17 protein-coding genes and 1 pseudogene are annotated in these 18,571 nt (G+C 68.6%); 9 read left to right on the top strand and 9 right to left on the bottom strand.

Annotated features, from left to right (window positions below):
- Positions 1 to 380: 380 nt before the first annotated feature.
- Positions 381 to 839 carry a MarR family winged helix-turn-helix transcriptional regulator gene (locus ACGFNK_RS03985; protein ID WP_393411672.1) on the bottom strand — a complete coding sequence of 153 codons (459 nt, stop codon included), beginning with the start codon at positions 837 to 839 and terminating at the stop codon, positions 381 to 383.
- Positions 840 to 1,008: 169 nt separating this feature from the next.
- Here ACGFNK_RS03985 and ACGFNK_RS03980 point away from each other — a divergent pair, with 169 nt between their 5' ends.
- Genes ACGFNK_RS03980 through ACGFNK_RS03970 form a run of 3 tightly spaced genes read left to right on the top strand, consistent with a single transcriptional unit; the run spans position 1,009 to position 4,795 of the window.
- A complete protein-coding gene (locus ACGFNK_RS03980; RefSeq protein ID WP_393411669.1) occupies positions 1,009 to 2,238 on the top strand; it encodes an MFS transporter in 1,230 nt (409 codons plus the stop codon).
- Positions 2,239 to 2,287: 49 nt separating this feature from the next.
- Positions 2,288 to 3,493 carry an MFS transporter gene (locus ACGFNK_RS03975; RefSeq protein ID WP_393411666.1) on the top strand — a complete coding sequence of 402 codons (1,206 nt, stop codon included), beginning with the start codon at positions 2,288 to 2,290 and terminating at the stop codon, positions 3,491 to 3,493.
- 3 nt (positions 3,494 to 3,496) lie between these two features.
- Positions 3,497 to 4,795, top strand: a complete 1,299-nt coding sequence (locus tag ACGFNK_RS03970; RefSeq protein WP_393411663.1) for an acyltransferase family protein — start codon at positions 3,497 to 3,499, stop codon at positions 4,793 to 4,795.
- 70 nt (positions 4,796 to 4,865) lie between these two features.
- Here ACGFNK_RS03970 and ACGFNK_RS03965 read toward each other — a convergent pair whose 3' ends face one another.
- Together ACGFNK_RS03965 and ACGFNK_RS03960 are read right to left on the bottom strand one after the other, a co-directional pair.
- Positions 4,866 to 5,840, bottom strand: a complete 975-nt coding sequence (locus ACGFNK_RS03965; RefSeq protein ID WP_393411660.1) for an NAD-dependent epimerase/dehydratase family protein — start codon at positions 5,838 to 5,840, stop codon at positions 4,866 to 4,868.
- Positions 5,837 to 6,451 (bottom strand): ScbR family autoregulator-binding transcription factor, encoded by a 615-nt coding sequence (locus ACGFNK_RS03960; protein ID WP_393411657.1) that lies wholly within the window; start codon positions 6,449 to 6,451, stop codon positions 5,837 to 5,839. Before ACGFNK_RS03960 ends, ACGFNK_RS03965 begins: the two co-directional genes overlap by 4 nt.
- Before the next feature lie 185 nt (positions 6,452 to 6,636).
- Here ACGFNK_RS03960 and ACGFNK_RS03955 point away from each other — a divergent pair, with 185 nt between their 5' ends.
- The 3 genes from ACGFNK_RS03955 to ACGFNK_RS03945 all read left to right on the top strand — a co-directional run bounded on the left by ACGFNK_RS03955 (position 6,637) and on the right by ACGFNK_RS03945 (position 10,154).
- Positions 6,637 to 7,515, top strand: a complete 879-nt coding sequence (locus tag ACGFNK_RS03955; RefSeq protein WP_393411654.1) for a ScbA/BarX family gamma-butyrolactone biosynthesis protein — start codon at positions 6,637 to 6,639, stop codon at positions 7,513 to 7,515.
- 131 nt (positions 7,516 to 7,646) lie between these two features.
- Complete coding sequence (locus tag ACGFNK_RS03950) at positions 7,647 to 8,750, top strand: transposase (RefSeq protein WP_393411651.1); 1,104 nt, start codon at positions 7,647 to 7,649, stop codon at positions 8,748 to 8,750.
- A gap of 81 nt (positions 8,751 to 8,831) precedes the next feature.
- On the top strand, positions 8,832 to 10,154 hold the full coding sequence (locus ACGFNK_RS03945) for an FAD-dependent monooxygenase (RefSeq protein WP_393411648.1): 1,323 nt from the start codon (positions 8,832 to 8,834) through the stop codon (positions 10,152 to 10,154).
- Here the strand turns inward: ACGFNK_RS03945 and ACGFNK_RS03940 are convergent.
- Positions 10,114 to 11,772, bottom strand: a complete 1,659-nt coding sequence (locus ACGFNK_RS03940) for a bifunctional 3'-5' exonuclease/DNA polymerase (protein WP_393412156.1) — start codon at positions 11,770 to 11,772, stop codon at positions 10,114 to 10,116. The genes ACGFNK_RS03945 and ACGFNK_RS03940 overlap by 41 nt on opposite strands.
- Positions 11,773 to 11,779: 7 nt before the next feature.
- Between ACGFNK_RS03940 and ACGFNK_RS03935 the strand changes: the two are divergent.
- The 3 genes and pseudogenes from ACGFNK_RS03935 to ACGFNK_RS03925 form a co-directional block, all read left to right on the top strand.
- Positions 11,780 to 12,211 (top strand): annotated as a pseudogene (locus ACGFNK_RS03935) (transposase); the annotation flags it as partial.
- Between the two features lie 220 nt (positions 12,212 to 12,431).
- Positions 12,432 to 13,145 carry an SDR family NAD(P)-dependent oxidoreductase gene (locus ACGFNK_RS03930; protein WP_393411645.1) on the top strand — a complete coding sequence of 238 codons (714 nt, stop codon included), beginning with the start codon at positions 12,432 to 12,434 and terminating at the stop codon, positions 13,143 to 13,145.
- 27 nt (positions 13,146 to 13,172) lie between these two features.
- Positions 13,173 to 13,778 (top strand): DsbA family protein, encoded by a 606-nt coding sequence (locus tag ACGFNK_RS03925; protein WP_393411642.1) that lies wholly within the window; start codon positions 13,173 to 13,175, stop codon positions 13,776 to 13,778.
- Positions 13,779 to 13,823: 45 nt separating this feature from the next.
- Here the strand turns inward: ACGFNK_RS03925 and ACGFNK_RS03920 are convergent, their stop codons facing one another.
- The 5 genes from ACGFNK_RS03920 to ACGFNK_RS03900 form a co-directional block, all read right to left on the bottom strand.
- A complete protein-coding gene (locus ACGFNK_RS03920) occupies positions 13,824 to 13,952 on the bottom strand; it encodes a hypothetical protein (RefSeq protein WP_393411639.1) in 129 nt (42 codons plus the stop codon).
- A gap of 107 nt (positions 13,953 to 14,059) precedes the next feature.
- Positions 14,060 to 14,296, bottom strand: a complete 237-nt coding sequence (locus ACGFNK_RS03915; RefSeq protein ID WP_393411636.1) for a DUF397 domain-containing protein — start codon at positions 14,294 to 14,296, stop codon at positions 14,060 to 14,062.
- 51 nt (positions 14,297 to 14,347) lie between these two features.
- The gene (locus ACGFNK_RS03910) at positions 14,348 to 15,508 is read right to left on the bottom strand and encodes an acyl-CoA dehydrogenase family protein (protein ID WP_393411633.1); all 1,161 of its coding nucleotides are present in this window, start codon (positions 15,506 to 15,508) and stop codon (positions 14,348 to 14,350) included.
- Between the two features lie 7 nt (positions 15,509 to 15,515).
- The gene (locus ACGFNK_RS03905; RefSeq protein ID WP_393411630.1) at positions 15,516 to 16,463 is read right to left on the bottom strand and encodes a hydroxymethylglutaryl-CoA lyase; all 948 of its coding nucleotides are present in this window, start codon (positions 16,461 to 16,463) and stop codon (positions 15,516 to 15,518) included.
- Complete coding sequence (locus ACGFNK_RS03900) at positions 16,460 to 18,571, bottom strand: acetyl/propionyl/methylcrotonyl-CoA carboxylase subunit alpha (RefSeq protein WP_393411627.1); 2,112 nt, start codon at positions 18,569 to 18,571, stop codon at positions 16,460 to 16,462. Before ACGFNK_RS03900 ends, ACGFNK_RS03905 begins: the two co-directional genes overlap by 4 nt.

Here is an 18,571-nt window from a genome sequence, read left to right as displayed (position 1 = left end):
TCAGACCGGCAGGTCGAGGCGATTCTGTATGGGACATGACAAGACCTCCATGAGCGTCTTCGGGTAACTGGAAGCGCGCGGCATCGCCGTGGCCGGGGAGCCACCCGGATGTCGTACGGAGTGGCCGCGGCGACGCGGACGGGGAGGGAACCACGGGGGTCCATGAGGACCGAGTCGGCAAAACCAACCGACCGGTCCGCCCATCAGGTTCGAACGCTATTGCTTCATGTGCATACATCGCAACGTGGCAGGCGTCACAATCTATGTATTCCGATGCATGTTTATTGCTGAACAGTCTTGTTGTGAACCCAAAGCCGCGGCCCCGGCCGCAGGTGGGAAACCTGCGGCCGGGGCCGCTGTCGGAAGCGGGCGCGGTGTGCTCAGTCCATCGGCACGGCCGGCGTATACCTCAGCCGGGCGACGAGCGAGGCCGTGGAGTCATTGAGCGCGGCCGCGTCGAGGGCCTCGGTCAGGGCCTTGCGCAGGGTCTGCTGTGCCGCCTTGGCGAGCTGCCTGCCTGTCTCGGTGACCTGCACATCCACCCCCCTCTTGTCGTCGAGGGCGCTGCGGCGCACCACCCAGTCGACGTCCTCGAGCCGGGCGACCGTCCGGCTGACGGCCGGCTGGTTGGCCCCCAGTGTCTTGACGAGGTCCGACATCCGCAGCGTGCCGTCCCGCTGCTCTGTCAGGGAGAGCAAGAGAAGCAGCTCGTTCATGGAGATCCCGTGACTGCGGGTCAATCGCCTGCCCGCGGTCGCGTTGACCTGCTCCATCAAGCGCGCGAGCTGCCGCCAGAGGGCGATCTCATCCCGCCCACCCTCCGGTCCCCAAGTCTCCATTGACCAGGCCCTTCACTGAGTCTTTCGAACGATCCGCTTACCCATCCGTCACCGTCGCCCAGCGTAACTCCTTGCGGCAGTTGACCACACCCTCATGTTAGGCCATCATTTACATGCAATCGCATGCATCATCACTGGAACTGGCTTCCTACGAAAGGCTCGGGTCGCCATGCCACTGCCCCTCCTGGCCCTGATGCTCGGGGTCTTCTGTGTGGGCACTGCCGAGGTCGTCATCGCGGGGATCCTGCCCGAGATGTCGGCCGATCTGGACGTGTCCATCCCGTCGGCCGGCCTGCTGGTCACCGGCTACGCACTGGGGGTGACCATTGGTGGTCCGGTCATCACCCTGCTGACCACCAAGTGGTCCCGCAAGGCGCTGCTGCTCAGCCTGATGGGCGTCTTCATCGCCGGTAACGTCATCGCCGCGCTGGCCCCCAACTACGCGACGCTGATGGGAGCACGCGTCTTCACCTCGCTCAGCCACGGCACCTTCGCCGCCGTGGCCTGGCATGTCGCCGCTCTCATGTCCCCCCCGGACAAGCAGGCGACCGCCATGGCCAAGATCGCGCTGGGTTTCAACTTCGCCAACGTGCTCGGCTCCCCCATCGGCACGTTCATCGGGCAGCAGTTCGGATGGCGAGCCACCTTCGCCTACGTCACAGCTTTCGCTGTGATGTGCCATCTCCTCATCTACAAGTTCGTGCCGAGCGCTCTGTCCACCGAGAGCGACGAGACGGCCGAGGAGCCCGCCTCACTGCGCGAACAGATGAAGGTGTTCCGCAAGGGAAGCCTCCAGCTCTCCATGCTGATCACCGTGCTGGCCCAGGGAGCGGTCTTCACCACGTCGACCTACCTGGCGCCCCTGCTCCGCGACATCGGCCACTTCGCTCCTGCGATGGTGGGCATCCTGCTCATCGTCTTCGGCGTCGGCTCGGTCCTGGGCAACATCCTGGGCGGCAAGTCTGCGGACGCCAACGTCATGCGCGGAGTGCTGCGCGCCCAGACCGCCCTGCTGGCCGCGCTCCTGCTCTTCTGGGCCGCCGCCCCCCACCAGATCCCCGCGGCCGTCGCGCTCTTCGTGTTCGGTGCCGCCGGCTTCTCCATCATTCCGGCGCTCCAGGCGCGGATCCTCGCGGTGGCTTCCGCCGCGCCGGCCCTCGCGTTGTCGGCCAACGTGTCCGCGTTCAACCTGGGCAACGGACTCGGCGCGTGGCTCGGGGGTACGACCATCGACCTCGGCTTCGGTGTCCGGTCCGTGACCCTGACCGCCGCCCTCGCCACCACGATCGCCCTGGTCCTTTCGCTGGCGATGTGGGCCCGCGGTCGCCGCGAATCGCCGGAACTTCCCGCGCTCGACGCGAGCACCGCGGACGTCGCGCTCAGCCAGAAGACGCCGTAACCCCCGCGACAGCCGACCTTCCCCCCATCAGCACCCCCAAGGGAAATCCATGCCTATTCGTCTAGTCAGCTTGATCCTGGCCATCTTCTGCGTGGGCACAGCCGAACTCGTCCCCAGCGGCATGCTGCACGAGCTCTCCGACGACCTCGCCGTGAGCATCTCCACAGCCGGTCTCTTGGTGGCTGTGTACGCCCTCACCATGGCTTTCGGCGGGCCCGTGGTCACGCTGCTGACCACGCGCATCGAACGACGCACCCTGATGACCGGCCTCCTCGTGGGCTCCGTCATCGGCAACATCGTGTCCGCAAGTGCCGGTTCCTACGGCGTCCTCGTCGTCGGGCGCATCATCACCGCGCTGATCCACGGCACGTTCGTCGCTCTGTGTGTGGTCGCGGCCGGTTCGATGGTGCCGAAGGAGAAGGCCGGCAGCGCGGTGGCCGCCACCCAGCTCGGCATCAACCTGGCCACGGTCCTCGGTGTTCCCCTGGGCACCTTCGTGGGACAGCACTTCGGCTGGCGCACCACGTTCAGCACCATCGCCGTCCTGGGCGTGGCCGCCGCGCTCCTGGTATTCGTCACCGTGCCGAAGGCGAAGGGTGCCACGGACAACTCCGGTGTGTCGCGCGAGCTGAAGGTCTTCAAGAAGTGGAACGTCCTGGGCACCGTCCTGGCGACGGCCCTGTGCTCGGGCGGCATGTTCACCCTGATCACCTACATGGTGCCCCTGCTCACGGACGTCAGCGGCTTCGCCGACTCCTGGGTGCCGGGACTGCTCATCGCCTACGGAGTCGGGTCGATCGTAGGAAACATGATCGGCGGACGGCTGGCCGACCGCTCTCTGATGGCCAGCATGATCGGCCTGTCCGCCCTGCTGACCCTCACCTGCGCCCTCTACTGGCTGGTCAGCCCCGTCATGGCGCTCAGCGGCGTCTTCGTGTTCCTCTTCTCCGTGGCCACCTTCGCGCTGATCCCGGGCCTGCAGACCCGGGTGCTGTCCACGGCGGCCGAGGCTCCGACGCTGTCGCTCACGGCGAACATGTCCGCCTTCGGTGTCGGCGCAGCCGTGGGGTCCTGGTACGGCGGCGAGGTCATCGATCTCGGCTTCGGTGTCCGTGGCGTGCCGCTGGCAGCCGCTTTGCTGACCGCGCTCGGCACTGCGGTCATCCTTCAGCTGGCGCTCTCCGAGCGGCGGCGCGCGAAGGCGGCGACGCGCCCCGAGGAAGAGGCCGTCGCGGCGGCCGTCAGGAGCGTGTGAGCCATGGCTGCAACATCGAGCGGCGGACAGTCGGACGCGTCGTCCGAACCCGGCGACATACGTGGCGACACACGGGGCGTCATGCGTGGCGACACACGGGGCGACATAGGTGGTGACACACGGGGTGGCACGCGCACCGCCGCCGCCCGGCTTCCGTCGCTGACGGGCCTGCGTTTCATCGCGGCCGCGCTGGTCTTCGCGTTCCACTCCTCGCTGACCAACTTCCCGTTGAGCCCGTTCGCCGACGAGGATGTCGCGCACGGCTACGAGTGGCTCTTCAGCAAAGCCGGCTGGATGGGGGTGTCCTTCTTCTTCATCCTCAGCGGATTCGTGCTGACGTGGTCGGCGCGAGGAAGTGACACCCTCACCTCCTTCTGGCGGCGGCGCCTGCTGAAGATCTATCCGAACCACGTCGTGGTGTGGGCCCTGGCGATGCTGCTGTTCGCCGCGCAGTTCACCCCGCCGTCCGCGTGGGTTCCCAACCTGTTCCTGATCCACTCGTGGTTCCCGCAGCACGACACGTTCATCAGCGTGAACCTGCCGAGTTGGTCGCTGTGCAGTGAGCTTCTCTTCTACCTCCTCTTCCCCTTCTTCCTGAAGCTGGTGCGGAAGATCCCGGTCCGTCAGCTGTGGCTCTGGGCCGGCGCCATGGTGGTGGGAATGATCGGCATTCAGCTCGTGGTGCAGTTCCTGCTGCCGAGCTCGCCGCAGACGCCGGAGAAGTATCCGCTGTCCGTGGTGCAGTGGTGGTTCGCGTACAACTTCCCCCCGGTCCGGCTCTTCGAGTTCCTGCTGGGCATGATCACGGCGCGTGCGGTGCTGGCCGGCCGCTGGATCCGACTGCCCCTGGGCGCGGCCGGTGCTCTGGTGGCGCTGTCGTATGCCGCGGCTCTGGCGGCCCCGTGGCTGTACGGCCTGTACGCGGTGACCGCGATACCTCTCGCGTTGCTCATCGTGTCCGTGGCCCAGGTCGACACCGCCGGCCGGCGTACGGCCCTGCGCAGCCGTGCCGCCATTTGGCTGGGTGAGATCTCCTTCGGCTTCTACGTGATCCACTACGTCGTCATGTACGTGGTCCGTACGATGATCATGGATGAGGGCCGGGTGGGAACGCTCGCTGGGTTCGCCGTCCTTGCCGTGATCTTTGGCGTGTCCATGGTGGGTGGCTGGCTGCTGTACATCGGCGTCGAGCGTCCGGTGATGCGGCGTTGGGGACGCTCCCGGAAGCCGGCAGCCACCCCGCCCATGACTGAGCCGGACGACAGCGGCGGCCAGTCGCGGACACAGCCGGTGGCAGGCTGAGGAACAACGGATACCCCGGGTACGGCGGAACCGGGCCGCCCGTACCCCGGGTACACCCGCGCCGCAGCCGTCAGGCGCGCGGCGCTCTCCGCCGTTCGGCGAGGTGAGTCGCGTACCACGGCGAGGCCGCCGAGAGACGGGCCAACGGCCCCGGGCCCGCGGGGCGTTCAGCGATCCGCCAGATGTCGTCGCTGTCGTACCAGTGGTCGCCCGCCAGCAGCTCGAACTGACGCTCGCTCACGCCGTGCGGTGATCGCCGGAGGTGCTCCAGGCAGGCTTCCCAGGAACGGTCCTCCGCCGGGGCCGGGGGCAGCACCCCGAGGTCGGCGAGCGTGGTCATCAGGTCTCGATTGCGGACCGGGCGGGGGTGGCTGGCGTGGAAGATCCCGCTGGGCGGGCCGTCGGGCATGGTCGCGAGCCGCACGATCAGGCGGGCCAGGTCGTCCACGTCCACCATGGACGCCAGCCCCTTGCCGCCGTTCCACCGGACAGGCAGCTGTTCCCGCAGATCGGCCAGGGCCGGTACGACCCAGCGATCGCCGGCTCCGGTCACGAGTCCCGGTCGGAGAACGGTGGCCCCCGCGTCCACGGCCACCCGCTCTCCCGCCAGCCGCGTACGGCTGGCCGGGGAGACCGGCGCCGGGGCCACCTCGTTCACGGTGATCCCGCGGTGCGGTCCGGGGCCGTACACCGCGGCGGTGGACAGCTGGATGATCCGGCCCACGCCGCGACGCCGGGCCTCCTCGAGCAGCGCGGTGGTGCCGTGGACGTTCACGGCCGCGCACTCGGCCTCGCTCCCGCTGATCCGTGCGGCGAGGTGAATCAGGACATCCGCGTCCTCGCCGACGCCGTCCAGCGACGCCGGGCGGGTCAGGTCCGCGGGCACCCAGGACAGGCGGGGCGCGGCAGACGACCGTTGCTCGGTGCGCGCGAGCGCCCGGACCTCGACCGGGTGGCCCGTCGGCTCCGGGTCCAGCAAGCGGTGCAGGACCCTCGACCCGATGAATCCGGTCCCCCCGGTCAGGACGACCTGCGGCCGTCTCATGCCCCGGCCTCCGTCTCGGAAACAGGAATCGTGATCTGTGCGATGACGTCGGCGGGAGCCAGCGCGGGCAGGAGGCAGTGCCACATGTCGGCGATCCGTCCCGGCAGGTCAGCCCGTTGGGTGGAGAGCTGCGACATGATCTGCGTACCGGTGTACGCGGCGACCAGCAGGGAGGCGAAGGCGTCCTCGTCGGCCGACGGGAGCAGTTGCCCCTTGCGCCGCGCGGCGACGAGTTCCTCGCGGAAGCGCTCAGCCCACCACTCATAGATCGCGTACTCGTGAAGGTCGGCCTCGTTCTGCTCGACCGCGAGTCGGACGCCCGCGCGAAACAGCGTGTTCTGCTGCATCTCCACCGCCAGGTAGCCGGTCATGTCGATCAGGCGCTGGAGCCCGGCCTCCCCTTGGGGGAACAGCAGATCCGCTGCCTGCTCGTGGATCACGGCACGGGCGAGCCCCTCTTTGGACTTGAAGTGGAAGTACACGGCACCGGCGGTCAGCCCCGCCCGGTCAATGATCTTGGTGATGCTCGCCCGGGTGTAGCCGACCTCGTCGAACACCTCCGCCGCAGCCCTCAGGAGCACCTCCCGCGTGCGCACCGCACGCTGCTGCATCGGCCGTGTGGTCCGATTCACCCCGCACCTTGTCCTCTCGACAAACAAAAATAATAGTCGCTATCTTATGTATGTTGCACGTTGAACCATCAGCGTGTACGCGCTCAAGAGCCAGTCAGCGGGGGAGAATCACCTTGCCATCGCTTCAGCTTGCCTACGACGAGGCGGACTTACCTCGCACGCCTGTGCCCCAGGCCTACACCCACAAGGCGAACCCGGCAGAGGTCCTTCTCACCGATTGGTGCCGGCCCGCACCCGGCGCCTTCACGGTGCGCGCCCACTGGCCGCGGACTCACGAGTTCTACCAAGTCCGCCATGGGCTGCACGACCCCTTGCTGCTGAGCGAGACGGTCCGTCAGACGCTGCCCCTGCTGTCGCACGCCGCGTACAACGTGCCGTTCGGCCACCAGCTGCTCTGGCACAGCTTCCACTGGGACCTCGACCCGGGTGCGCTGCGCTCCGAAGGGCGGGCGGTCGACGTCGAGTTACGCATCACGTGCACGGATGTGAGGTACCGCAAGGAGAGAGCGGCAGCCGTGGCTCTTTCGGCGCAGGCCTGGCGGGAGGGCTCCCAACTGGGCAGCGCCCGGACGAACTTCACCGTCCAGGACCGCGCCACATACGCCCGGCTCCGCGGGGCCTACGCCGACATCGGCATCGCCAACGCCCGAGCCATCCCCGCTCCGCCCCCGGCCCCCGCGCACGTGGTGGGGAGAGAGCGCGTCGAGGACGTCGTCATCTCGCCTGCCGACGGTGACAACCGGTGGCGGCTGCGGGCGGATACGTCACACCCGATCCTCTTCGACCATCTGGTCGACCATGCTCCGGGCATGCTGCTCCTGGAAGCGGCACGCCAGGCCGCACAGGCCACCTCGTACCCTCGCGCCACGGTTGTCACAGGCATGGAAACCGAGTTCATGCGCTATGCGGAGCTCGACGCGCCGTGCTGGATCGACACCCGCCCGCTCGACGGTGACGCGGCAGGCCGCCGGCGCGTCCTGGTCACTGCCCGGCAACACGATGGAGAGATCTTCACCTGTGTCGTCACCCTGGGCGAAGTGTAAAGCGGATCACAGGGCTCACGGCGCTGCTCGCAACAGCCCTTTCCCTTCTCTTCGGCCGGGTACAGGCCCTCGGACGGCGCCCGCTCACGCCACATCCGAAACAACGAAGCCATGATTTGAGGGGGATTCCTATGCGCCGCGTTCCGCAGGCCGTACGACCCGGGAGGCCCGTAAGGCCCGTAAGACCCGAACCGCTCGTGTCGGCCGGTGCGAAGAGCAGCAGGGTCCTGGACGAGCTGTCCGAGTCGCTCTTCGCCCCCCTGCCTCGCAGCGATCAAAGAATCAAGGGTGCCCAGTATCTGAGCGGACTGATCGCGGCCGAGGGCCGCAAGTCGGTCCGGAACATCGCCTCGCACGTCGGCGGCCCCGAACTGGCGCAGAGCCTGCACCACTTCATCGCCTCCTCCACCTGGGACTGGGAGCCGGTCAGCAGCGCTCTTCAGCGCTATGCCGACAACGAGCTGCGGTTCGCCGCCTGGGTGGTGCAGTCACGGCCCATCCCCAGGGGGACCGGGCAGGCCATTGGAGTGTGGGGTGTGGCCAAGGACGTCACCGTCCCCGTGAAATGGAACCTGCTGCGTTCCGGCCAACAGGCCGCGGAGTGCGTCGCATCGGCAACTCTGGGATTCGACCAGTGTGCGGTCGGGCCCCGTCCGGTGGTCCTGGACATCCCAGGGGCCGACCTGCGTCCGGCCTTCGATCGGTACATGGACGCAGGCGCCCCTCTGCTGTCCGCCGTGCCCGCCAACCTGTCGGTGCTGGATCAGGCACAGGGACGGGCACGCCGTTCGCTTCCCGCCGCCCGTCTGCTCCAGCTCAGCCGCATGCTTCGGCGTCCGGTGGAGTGGACGGACCCGGCGACGGGCGACGTGCGCAGAAGCCTGGTCGCCGGTGTCCGGGTGGAATGGGCCGACCGTCCGCTCCTGCTGTTGGGGCAGTGGGACAGTGGACAGGAGCAGCCGGTTCGGTGTTGGCTCACCAACCTGAGGGCAACACCCCTGGGGGTCCTCCTGCGGCTTGCCAAGTCCACGCAGCGCGTTGAGCGGGATTTCGCCAGTTCCGCATCGCACGTGGGGACCCTCGACTACGAGGGACGGACTTCCGACGGTTGGCATCGGCACATGACCTTGGCGGCGGCTGCGCACGTCGCTCAGGTGGTCGCGGCCGCCAGGTCCCGTGTTCGCCCATGGAGCCAGTGCATGGACTCCATGGAGCGCATCGAGTATGGGGCATAAATGCCTAACACGGACACCGTGTCGACTAAACATCCTTCTCCGGTCTGTGTCACCTCTCCGCGAAGTTCTGACACAAGGGCCTTGATCACATCGCCCGCGTCGCCCCTCGGGGCCCATGATCGAGCCATGCGCATTCTGGTTGCTGGTGGTGGCATCAGTGGTCTGGCCACAGCGGTTGCTCTGGGAAAGAGGGGCCATCACGTTCTCGTACTGGAGCAGCGGCCGGTCTTCACCGAGAGTGGAGCGGGGGTCCGGTTGGCGCCTGAGGGCTTCCAGCTCCTGGACCGGCTGGGAGTCGGCGAAGCCGTACGCGCACGGTCGCTGACGATCAACGAATTCCGCATCATGGACGGCTCGACCGGGAAGCCGGTCACCTCGGAGTCGCTGCTTGCTGGTTGCGGGTGGTCCTGCTCGGCACACGCGACAGCTCACCGGCTGGATGTGTACGAACCGCTGCTCGAGGCGTGCTGGGATCTGGACTCTGTCCAGCTGTGTGCGGACAGCCGCGTGGTCGGCTACACCCAGCATGGTGAGTCAGTGGTTGCCGCACTCGCCGACGGACGTAGCGTCACAGGGGATGCCCTGATCCTCACAGATGGTGCTCGCTCCCTCGTCCACAACGATGCGCAACAGGCCTGCGGTGCTTCGCAGGAGCAGCTTGCGGTCTATAGCGCCGTCATTCCGATGGAACTGGTCGCCAGTCGATGGCAGGGGCGCGCAGCCACGTCCTGGGTGGGGGTGGGATGGCATGTATCGCACTACCCCTTGCCTGACTACAGGTACCTGAGTCTTTCTGCCACCCGGCACCGTCACACCGGCGACAGCCTGTCCGGTGCACGAGTGGACCTGGAGCAAGTGCTCGCAGCCTTCCCGGACATCGGATACGCCGCCCGCAACGCTCTTACGATGGGCGAGCATTGGCGGGCATGGACAGTCCTCAGCCGCAAGTCCACCTCGGGCCGGGTACGCGGCAGGGTCGCGCTGGTCGGTGACATCGCGCAGCCGGCACGTCCGCTCGAGGTGTCAGGCATGCACCACGCGCTGAAGGATGCCGTCGAACTCGGGAAGTCGTGGGACGTCTCAGGAGGCGGTGCGCGGAGTTGGCTTGCCGAGTACGACGCACGACGCGGTGAGCAAGCGTGTGACATCCGTGCAGGATGCGGATCCCGGTACGGCCAGACCCGTTGGGCTGACGACCAAGCCCTCGCCCGCCCCTTCCTGTCCACGGGTACTGCGTCGGATCGTTTTGATGGCACGCCATGGGGAACTTCCCACTTCTGCGGCAGGGGTGCGGGGTGGGCCGGTCACTCAGCCGCAGAGGCGGACCCAGGACACGTACGAGGCCGGCTGATCACCGGCACGATCACTTCGCATCCGCATAACACTCCACCACCGCCGTCGTGAACGGAAACCGCACCGGCGTCTGACCGAACGTCAGCCGCCCCGCGAGGTCCGCCGCCTCCCGGATCGCCGCCACGACCGTCTCCGCCTCCTCCTCGGGACAGTGCACGATCACCTCGTCGTGCTGGAAGAAGACCAGCTCGGCCGCCATGTCCGCGCAGGTCCGCCGCAGTGCGGCGAGCAGCAGCAGGGCCCAGTCGGCGGCGCTGCCCTGGACGACGAAGTTGCGGGCGAAGCGGCCCCGCGCGCGGGCGTTGGGGGAGGCGTATCCGGGTATCCACTCCGACCGGGCCGGCTGCCGATCGTCGGAGTCCTCCTCGGCGGCGGGGATGCCCGCCTCCTCCGCCGTGTCCTCCGTCGCCCCGGCCGCCGGCGGGCAGGTCCGCCCGAGCCAGGTCCGTACGAGCCGCCCCTCCTCGCCCGCGCGGGCGGCCTCGTCGACGTACGCCACGGCCTTGGGGAAGCGGCGTCTGAGCGCGGCGAGGTTCTTCAGGCCGTCGCCGGAGGTCTGGCCGTAGACCGCGCCGAGCACGGCGAGCTTGGCCTGGGCGCGGTCGCCGGAGAAGGCGCGGTCGGACACCGACTGGTACAGGTCGGTCTCGCGGCCCGCGACCTCCATCAGACCGGGGTCGCGGGAGATCGCCGCCAGCACGCGCGGCTCCATCTGGTCGGCGTCGGCGACCACCAGCCGCCAGCCGGGGTCGGCGACCACCGCACGCCGGATGACCTTGGGGATCTGGAGGCCACCGCCGCCATTGGTGACACATCGGCCCGTGACCGTCCCGCCCGCCAGGAACTCGGGCCGGAAGCGGCCGTCGCGCACCCAGTCCTGCAGCCAGGACCAGCCGTGGGCGACCCAGATCCGGTACCGCTTCTTATACTCGACCAGCGGCTTCACGGCCGGATGGTCGACCGACTCGATCTCCCAGCGTCGGGTCGACTTGACCTTGATTCCGGCCTGCGCGAACGCCTTGATGACATCGGCGGGCAGATCGGGGCGTACGCGCCGGCCGAAGGCGGCGGACACCTCGTCGGCGAGTTCGGCCAGGCGCCGGGGCTCGCCCCCGCCCGCGTACCGCTCGCCGAGCAGGTCGTGCAGCACCCGGCGGTGCACCTCGGCGCTCCACGGCAGTCCGGCCCGGTTCATCTCGGCGGCCACCAGCATCCCCGCCGACTCGGCGGCGGTCAGCAGCCGCATGCGGTCCGGGTGGGCGGTGGCGTCATGGCGGCGCTGCTGCTCGGCGTACACCTCGACCAGGTCGGCCAGTGGTAGGTGCGCGGCCTGCGGCTCGAAGAGGGGTGACTGCGAGCCGGGTTCGGCGGACCGCTGGGGTGGATCGGGCGGTACGGGGCCGCCGCGCAGCCGGGCCAGGGCGGCGGCCGCCGAGCGGGGCTCGCCGTACCGCCCCTCGTGGCCGAGGAGGAGCGTCTCCGCGTCCTCGACGTCGTAGCACCGCTCCACTCGCATCCCCGCGGCGAGCAGGCGCGGATACGTCTCGGCCGTCGACCGCCACACCCAGCGTGTGACGTCCGGCAGGCCGCGCACGGCCTCGGCGGGGTCCGAGACCCGCCGCACCGGCCCGTCGAGCAGCCCGCCAGGACCGAGGGGGGCGATCTCGATGCCACCGTCCTCGTTCGACCAGGACGAGGGCCTACGGCATCAAGTGTTCCTCACCGACACCCCTTACTCGGATGGCGGGTCCGCCCAGTTCCTGGAGGTCCGTCACCGCGGGCATGCCTCCGTCGAGGACCACATCCGGTGCGGCAAGATCACCGGCTTCGGCCGCTTCCCCTCCCGCGACTTCAACGTCAATACCGTCTGGCTCGAACTCAGCCTCACGGCGATCGATCTGCTGGCCTGGATGCGCGTCCTGCTGCTGGACGGCGAACTCGCCGCTGCCGAGCCGAAGAAGCTCCGCTACCGGCTGCTGCACGTCGCCGCCCGCCTCACCCGCGGCGGCCGCCGTCTGCGCTTGCGGATCTCGGCGACCTGGCCCTGGAAACACGAACTCGCCACGGCCTTCCACCGCCTCGCCGCACTGCCCCGTCCCGCCGGCTGACCGGCAGTCCCAGCCGACCGCCCACAACCCGAAGGACCTTGGAGAACCCGACCACCGCGCCGGGACTCCACCATGCCCAAGCAGCGAAAACACCTCGCCCACCCGACATCTGACGATCAGCGACGTCTCATCACCCCAACCGAAACGGCGAGGCTAGTACTGCTTTTCCTAGGAAGTCCTGGGGCCTGCATACCTCGCTGAACAACGGCAGGCTGGCGACATGACCACAACACTGATCACCGGTGCGAACCGCGGCCTCGGTCTGGAGACGGCCCGTCAGCTCATCGAGGCCGGACATGAGGTCTACCTGGGCGCCCGCGATCCCATGCGCGGCGCCGAGGCCGTGCGGCGTGTCGGCGGTCGAACGGTTCAGGTCGACGTGACCAGTGATGCGTCGGTCGTCGCCGCCGCGAAGCGGATCGGCGAGGAGGTCGAGCGGCTGGATGTGCTCATCAACAACGCCGGCATCTTCGGCTCTCGGCAAGCGGCCGCCGACATCACGGCCGAGGACATGCTGACTGTCTATGACACCAACGTTTTCGGTGTCGTTCGTATGACGCACGCGTTTGCCCCGCTGCTGGCCGCCAGCGACAACCCCGTCGTGGTCAACGTGAGCAGTGGGTTGGGTTCGATCGCCGCGGCGGTGGACCCGACCGGCTATCCCGCGGAAATACCGGTGTGGGTGCCTTCGGTGAGTTACGGCTCGGCCAAAGCCGCGCTCAACATGGTGACGGTTCAGTACGCCCATGCTTATCCCCAGATGCGGATCAACACAGTGGACCCCGGACTCACCGACTCCGACCCAGGTCAGATAGCAAGGCCGGGGGCCCAGACCGTCACGGAGGGCGCAGCCGTGATCGTCGCCCTGGCCTCCATCGACAAAGAAGGTCCGACGGGCGGCTTCTACGGCAATGCGGGCCCCCTTCCCTGGTGACACAAGAACTCGGACCTGAGGAGATCCATGTCAGAAGCGCGAACCGTCGAGATAGTCCTCGACTTCGTCTGTGCCGGCTCGTACCTTGGCTTCACTCGACTCCAACGCGCCGCCATTCGCTACCGGGCCGACGGGGGCGTGGTCGACGTCCGGTTCCAGCCGTTCCAACTGCGCCCCGATGCGCCGCTTGACGGAGGGACGCACTTCGATCTGCTCAGGCGTGAACGCGGCGAACAAACCGCTCGAGCGATTGCCGACGACACTACCCTCGGCGCTGCTGAGGGCCTGGTGTTCAACTTCCGAAAGGCATTGTTCACCGATACGTTCGAGGCGCATCGGCTACTTTTGCAGGCGTCGTCCCAAGGCCGGGGTGAGGACATGGCGGAACGCCTCTTTCGGGCATACTTCACCGAGGGCACGCACCTGTCTGACCGGGCCGAACTCACGCGTCTTGCTGCTGAAACCGGAGTGGAGCCAACAGGCGTCAGCGAAGAAGAACTGCGAGGCGCACTCGCGCGCGGCCGCGAACTCGGTATCGAATCCACACCGGTCTTTCGCTTCACAAACGGGCCAACACTGTCCGACGTGCAGCCCACGGACACCTTGCTTGTCGCGCTGAACGAGCACCGATGATCGACCACGCCCCGACAGGGTTCCGGCAAATTCGTTGATGCCTGGTCAGGTGAGGATTCCGAGGAGTTTGAGCGGGCGGGTGGCGTCGCGTGCGCCCGCGCGGAGCGCGGCGGCGATGTTGGTGTGGCCGGCGAGTCGTTGGAGGCTGACGGCCAGGTTTCGGAGGCTGGCCATGACGCGGGGTGCGTTGCCGGTGCGGACGCGGGAGGCGTCTTCGCCGTAGGTGACGTCCCGGGAAACCGCAGAGAGAAGAGCCGGTGAAACCGTACTGACCGCCAAGATCAAGACCGGTCGACACCTTGGCCGCCATGGATGAGAGTGTCGGCGGTGAGGGCACGGAGGAACGTGCTCCATGAGGCGGGAGAGGAGGCGAGTGAGGGGCTTGGTACGGCCTTTGAGTCGCGGACGTCGATGCCCCTTGCCGATACAGGGAGGCGCAGGCTGATGAGGAGTGCGGGCGTGGCCTTGCTCTCGTCGTTGCCCTGGCGGAGAAGTGGGGGTGCTGTCCGCGGCGGCATGGGATTGGCAAGGCAGTGTGGGCGGAGCTGCTCCTCTGAGCGAGAGAGATGTCAGCCGACCAGGCCCAACTCCCGTGCGATCAGCATGCGTTGGACCTCGCTCGTGCCCTCGCCGATTTCCAGGATCTTGGAGTCGCGCCACATGCGGGCCACCGGGTACTCGTTCATGAAGCCGTAGCCGCCGTGGATCTGGGTGGCGTCGCGGGCGTTGTCCACGGCGATCGTGGAGGAGTAGAGCTTGGCCAGGGCCGCCTCCTTCTTGAAGGGGTCGCCGGTCACCAGGCGGGAGGCCGCGTCGCGCCAGGCGAGGCGGGACGTGTGGGCCTTCATCTCCATGTCGGCGATCTTGAACTGGATCGCCTGGTTCGCACCGATCGGGCGGCCGAAGGCGTGGCGCTCCTTGGCGTACTTGAGGGATTCGTCGACGCAGCCCTGCGCCAGACCCGTCGCCAGGGCCGCTATGGCGATACGGCCCTCGTCGAGGATGCGGAGGAACTGGGCGTAACCGCGGCCCTCCTCACCGAGCAGGTTCGCGGCGGGTACGCGGACGTCGTCGAAGGACAGCTCGCGGGTGTCCGAGGCGTTCCAGCCGACCTTCGAGTACGCGGGCGCCACCGTGAAGCCCGGCGTCCCGGACGGGACGATGATCGCTGAGATGCGCGGCTTGCCGTCCGGAGTGCGGCCGGTGACCGCCGTGACGGTGACCAGAGCCGTGATGTCCGTCCCGGAGTTGGTGATGAAGCACTTGGTGCCGTTGATCACCCACTCGTTCGTCGCCTCGTCGAGACGGGCCGTCGTACGGGTCGCGCCGGCGTCCGAGCCGCCGTCCGGTTCGGTCAGGCCGAAGGCACCGAGGATCTCGCCCGTGCAGAGGCGGGGCAGCCACTCCCGCTTCTGGGCCTCCGTACCGAAGAGGTGGACCGGCATCGCGCCCAGCGAGACGCCCGCCTCCAGCGTGATCGCCACCGAGGAATCCACTCGGGCCAGTTCCTCCAGCGCGATGCCCAGCGCCAGATAGTCGCCGCCCATACCGCCATACTCCTCCGGGAACGGCAGCCCGAACAGGCCCATCCGGCCCATCTCCCGCACGATCTCGTACGGGAACTCATGCCGCTCGTAGAAGTCACCGATCTTCGGGGCGACCACGTCGTGTGCGAACTCCTCGACCGTACGCCGGAGTTCTTCGAGTTCGGGGGAGAGCTTGTGATCCATCGTTCTTTCACTGCTCCTTGTGGGAGAGGGCGCGGACGGTACGGGACGGGCTGGGCCGGCCCAGTCGGTCGGCCATCCACACGCTCGTGGCGATAAGACGGTCGAGGTCGACCCCGGTGTCGATGCCGAGGCCCCGCAGCATCCACACGAGGTCTTCGGTGGCGAGGTTGCCGGTGGCGGACTTGGCGTACGGGCAGCCGCCGAGGCCTCCGGCGGACGCGTCGACGGTCGTGACGCCGTGCTGAAGTGCCGCGAGGGTGTTGGCGAGGGCCTGGCCGTAGGTGTCGTGGAAGTGCACGCCGAGGGTGTGCGTGGGAACGCCTTCTTCGTTGAGAGCGGCGAGGAGGGTTTGGACGTGTCCGGCTGTCGCCACCCCGATCGTGTCGCCGAGGCTCAGTTCGTCGCAGCCCATGTCGAGCAGGGTCCTGCAGACCCGGACGACCTGGGGGATCGGGACCGCGCCCTCCCACGGGTCCCCGAAGCTCATGGAGATGTAGCCGCGGACGTGGCAGCCTTCCGTCTTCGCCCGGTTCACCACCGGCTCGAACATGGCCAGCGACTCGTCGAGGGTGCGGTTGAGGTTGGCCTTCGCGAAGGACTCGGTGGCACTGGCGAAGACGGCGACCTGCCGGGCGCCGAGCGCCAGGGCGCGGTCCAGGCCGCGTTCGTTCGGCACGAGGACCGGGAGCGCGACCGGGAGTTCGCTGACGCGGGGGAACAGCTGTTCCGCGTCCGCCAGTTGGGGCACCCACTTCGGGTGTACGAAGCTGGTGGCCTCGATGGTCGTCAGGCCCGCGTCGGCGAGGCGGTGGATGAACTCGGCCTTGACCTCTGTCGGGACCGTGCCCTTCTCGTTCTGCAAGCCGTCGCGGGCGCCGACCTCGTAGATCCGGACGGCGGCCGGGAGGCCCCGGGCGGGGACGGCCATGGGGAGTCCCAGTTCGGGAGTGGTCATGATGTGGCCTCCTCCTGCTCCTGCCCCAGCTCTTGCTCCTGGGGCGCGATCACGGCCAGCACCTGGTCCATGGCGACGGTCGAGCCCGGAGTGACGTCCAGTTCGGCGACGGTGCCGGCATGCGGGGCGGAGATGACGTGCTCCATCTTCATCGCCTCGACGACCAGCAGGCTCTGTCCGGCGGTCACCTCGTCGCCGACGGCCACCTTCACGACGGTCACCGTGCCGGGCATGGGGGCGGTGAGGGAGTCGACGCCGGTGCGGGCGGCGCCGGTGAGGGAGGCGGCGACGGGGTCGTAGTCCTGGACGTTCCAGGCGTCGCCGTCGCGGCCGAGCCAGGTGCCTGTCGGCAGGGTGGCGAAGGTGTGGGTGACGCCGTTGAGGTGGAGGGTGACGGTGCCGGTGCGGGTGGGTGGGTTTTCTTCCCCAAGCCCGCCCCTTCCCGAAGCTGGGGGCAAGCCCCCAGACCCCCACGAGACTTCCGCGTCGCGGAGAGTGCCGCGTACGCGTACCTCGACTGGGTCGTGGCCGGGTACGCGGAGGTGGTGCACGGTCCAGGCGGGCTCCCCGCCGAGTCGCCATCCGCTGGGTACCGAGAAAGGATCGGTCCACCCATCTAGCCCGTCCGGCGTTTGAGGACGAGGCCGTTCAGGCCGAAGGGGGGTCTGGGGGCGCAGCCCCCAGCTTCGGGGAGGGGCGGGCTTGGGGAAAAGTTCCGCTTGTCGCAGCAACCCCGCCGCCACGTAAACCTCACCCGGCACCTCAGCCGAGACCAGCCCGTCAACCTCCCGCTCCACCAGCCCCGTGTCCAACTCCCCGGCCACGACGGCAGGGTGAGCCAACAGCCTCCGCAGGAAACCCACGTTGGTCGGCACCCCCAGCGTCACCGTCTCGGCGAGGGCCGCCCGGAGCTTCCGCAGCGCGGTCGCGCGGTCCGGCCCGTACGCGATGACCTTGGACAGCATCGGGTCGTACAGGCTGCCGACCTCGGTGCCTTCACTGAGCCCTGAGTCGGTGCGAACACCGTCGCCCTGAGGCTCGCGCAGAGTCAGAACCGTCCCCCCGGAGGGAAGGAACCCCCGCGCCGGATCCTCCGCGCAGATCCGCGCCTCGATCGCGTGCCCCGTGAGCGCGATGTCGCCCTGCCCGAACGCCAGCCGCTCACCCGCAGCGACCCGAAGCTGCCACTCGACAAGATCGACCCCCGTGACCATCTCCGTCACCGGATGCTCGACCTGGAGCCGGGTGTTCATCTCCATGAAGCAGTACGCCGACGGGTCGTCGCCCGGCACGATGAACTCGACCGTGCCCGCGCCCACATACCCGCAGGACCGCGCCGCCTCCACCGCCGCCGCCCCCATGGCCGCCCGCGTCTTCTCGTCGAGCAGCACACTCGGCGCCTCCTCGATGATCTTCTGGTGCCGGCGCTGGAGGGAGCACTCACGCTCGCCCAGGTGCACCACATGGCCGTGGCCGTCGGCCAGGACCTGGATCTCGATGTGCCGGGGCCGGTCGATCCACCGCTCCACGAGCAGCGTGTCGTCACCGAAGGATGCCCGCGCCTCACGCCGGGCCGCCGCGATCTCCTCGCTCAGCACCGACAGGTCGCGCACCAGCCGCATCCCCTTGCCGCCGCCGCCCGCCGAGGGCTTGAGCAGCACGGGGGCGCCCAACTCGCGGGCCGCCTCCTCCAGTTCGGGATCGGCGGCTCCCGGCACGACCGGAACCCCGGCCGCCCGCACTGTCTCCTTGGCCCGGATCTTGTCGCCCATGAGCTCGATGGCCGAGGCGGGCGGCCCGATGAAGACGAGCCCGGCGTCGGCGCAGGCACGCGCGAAGGAGGCGTTCTCGGCGAGGAAGCCATAGCCCGGATGCACCGCCTGCGCGCCCGTCCGTGCCGCCGCCTCCAGCAGCCGCTCCGCCGACAGATAGCTCTCACCCGCCGGCGCCGGACCGATCCGTACGGCCGTGTCCGCCTCCCGGACGTGCCGTGCGTCGGCGTCCGCATCGCTGAAGACGGCCACCGAGCGCACACCCAGCGACCGGAGCGTACGGATGACACGGACCGCGATCTCGCCCCGGTTGGCCACAAGCACTGTCTCGAACAT

The sequence above is a fragment of the Streptomyces sp. NPDC048825 genome, assembly GCF_043198355.1.
Classification (GTDB): domain Bacteria; phylum Actinomycetota; class Actinomycetes; order Streptomycetales; family Streptomycetaceae; genus Streptomyces; species Streptomyces xiangluensis.
This window is presented reverse-complemented; position numbering and strand designations above follow the sequence as displayed.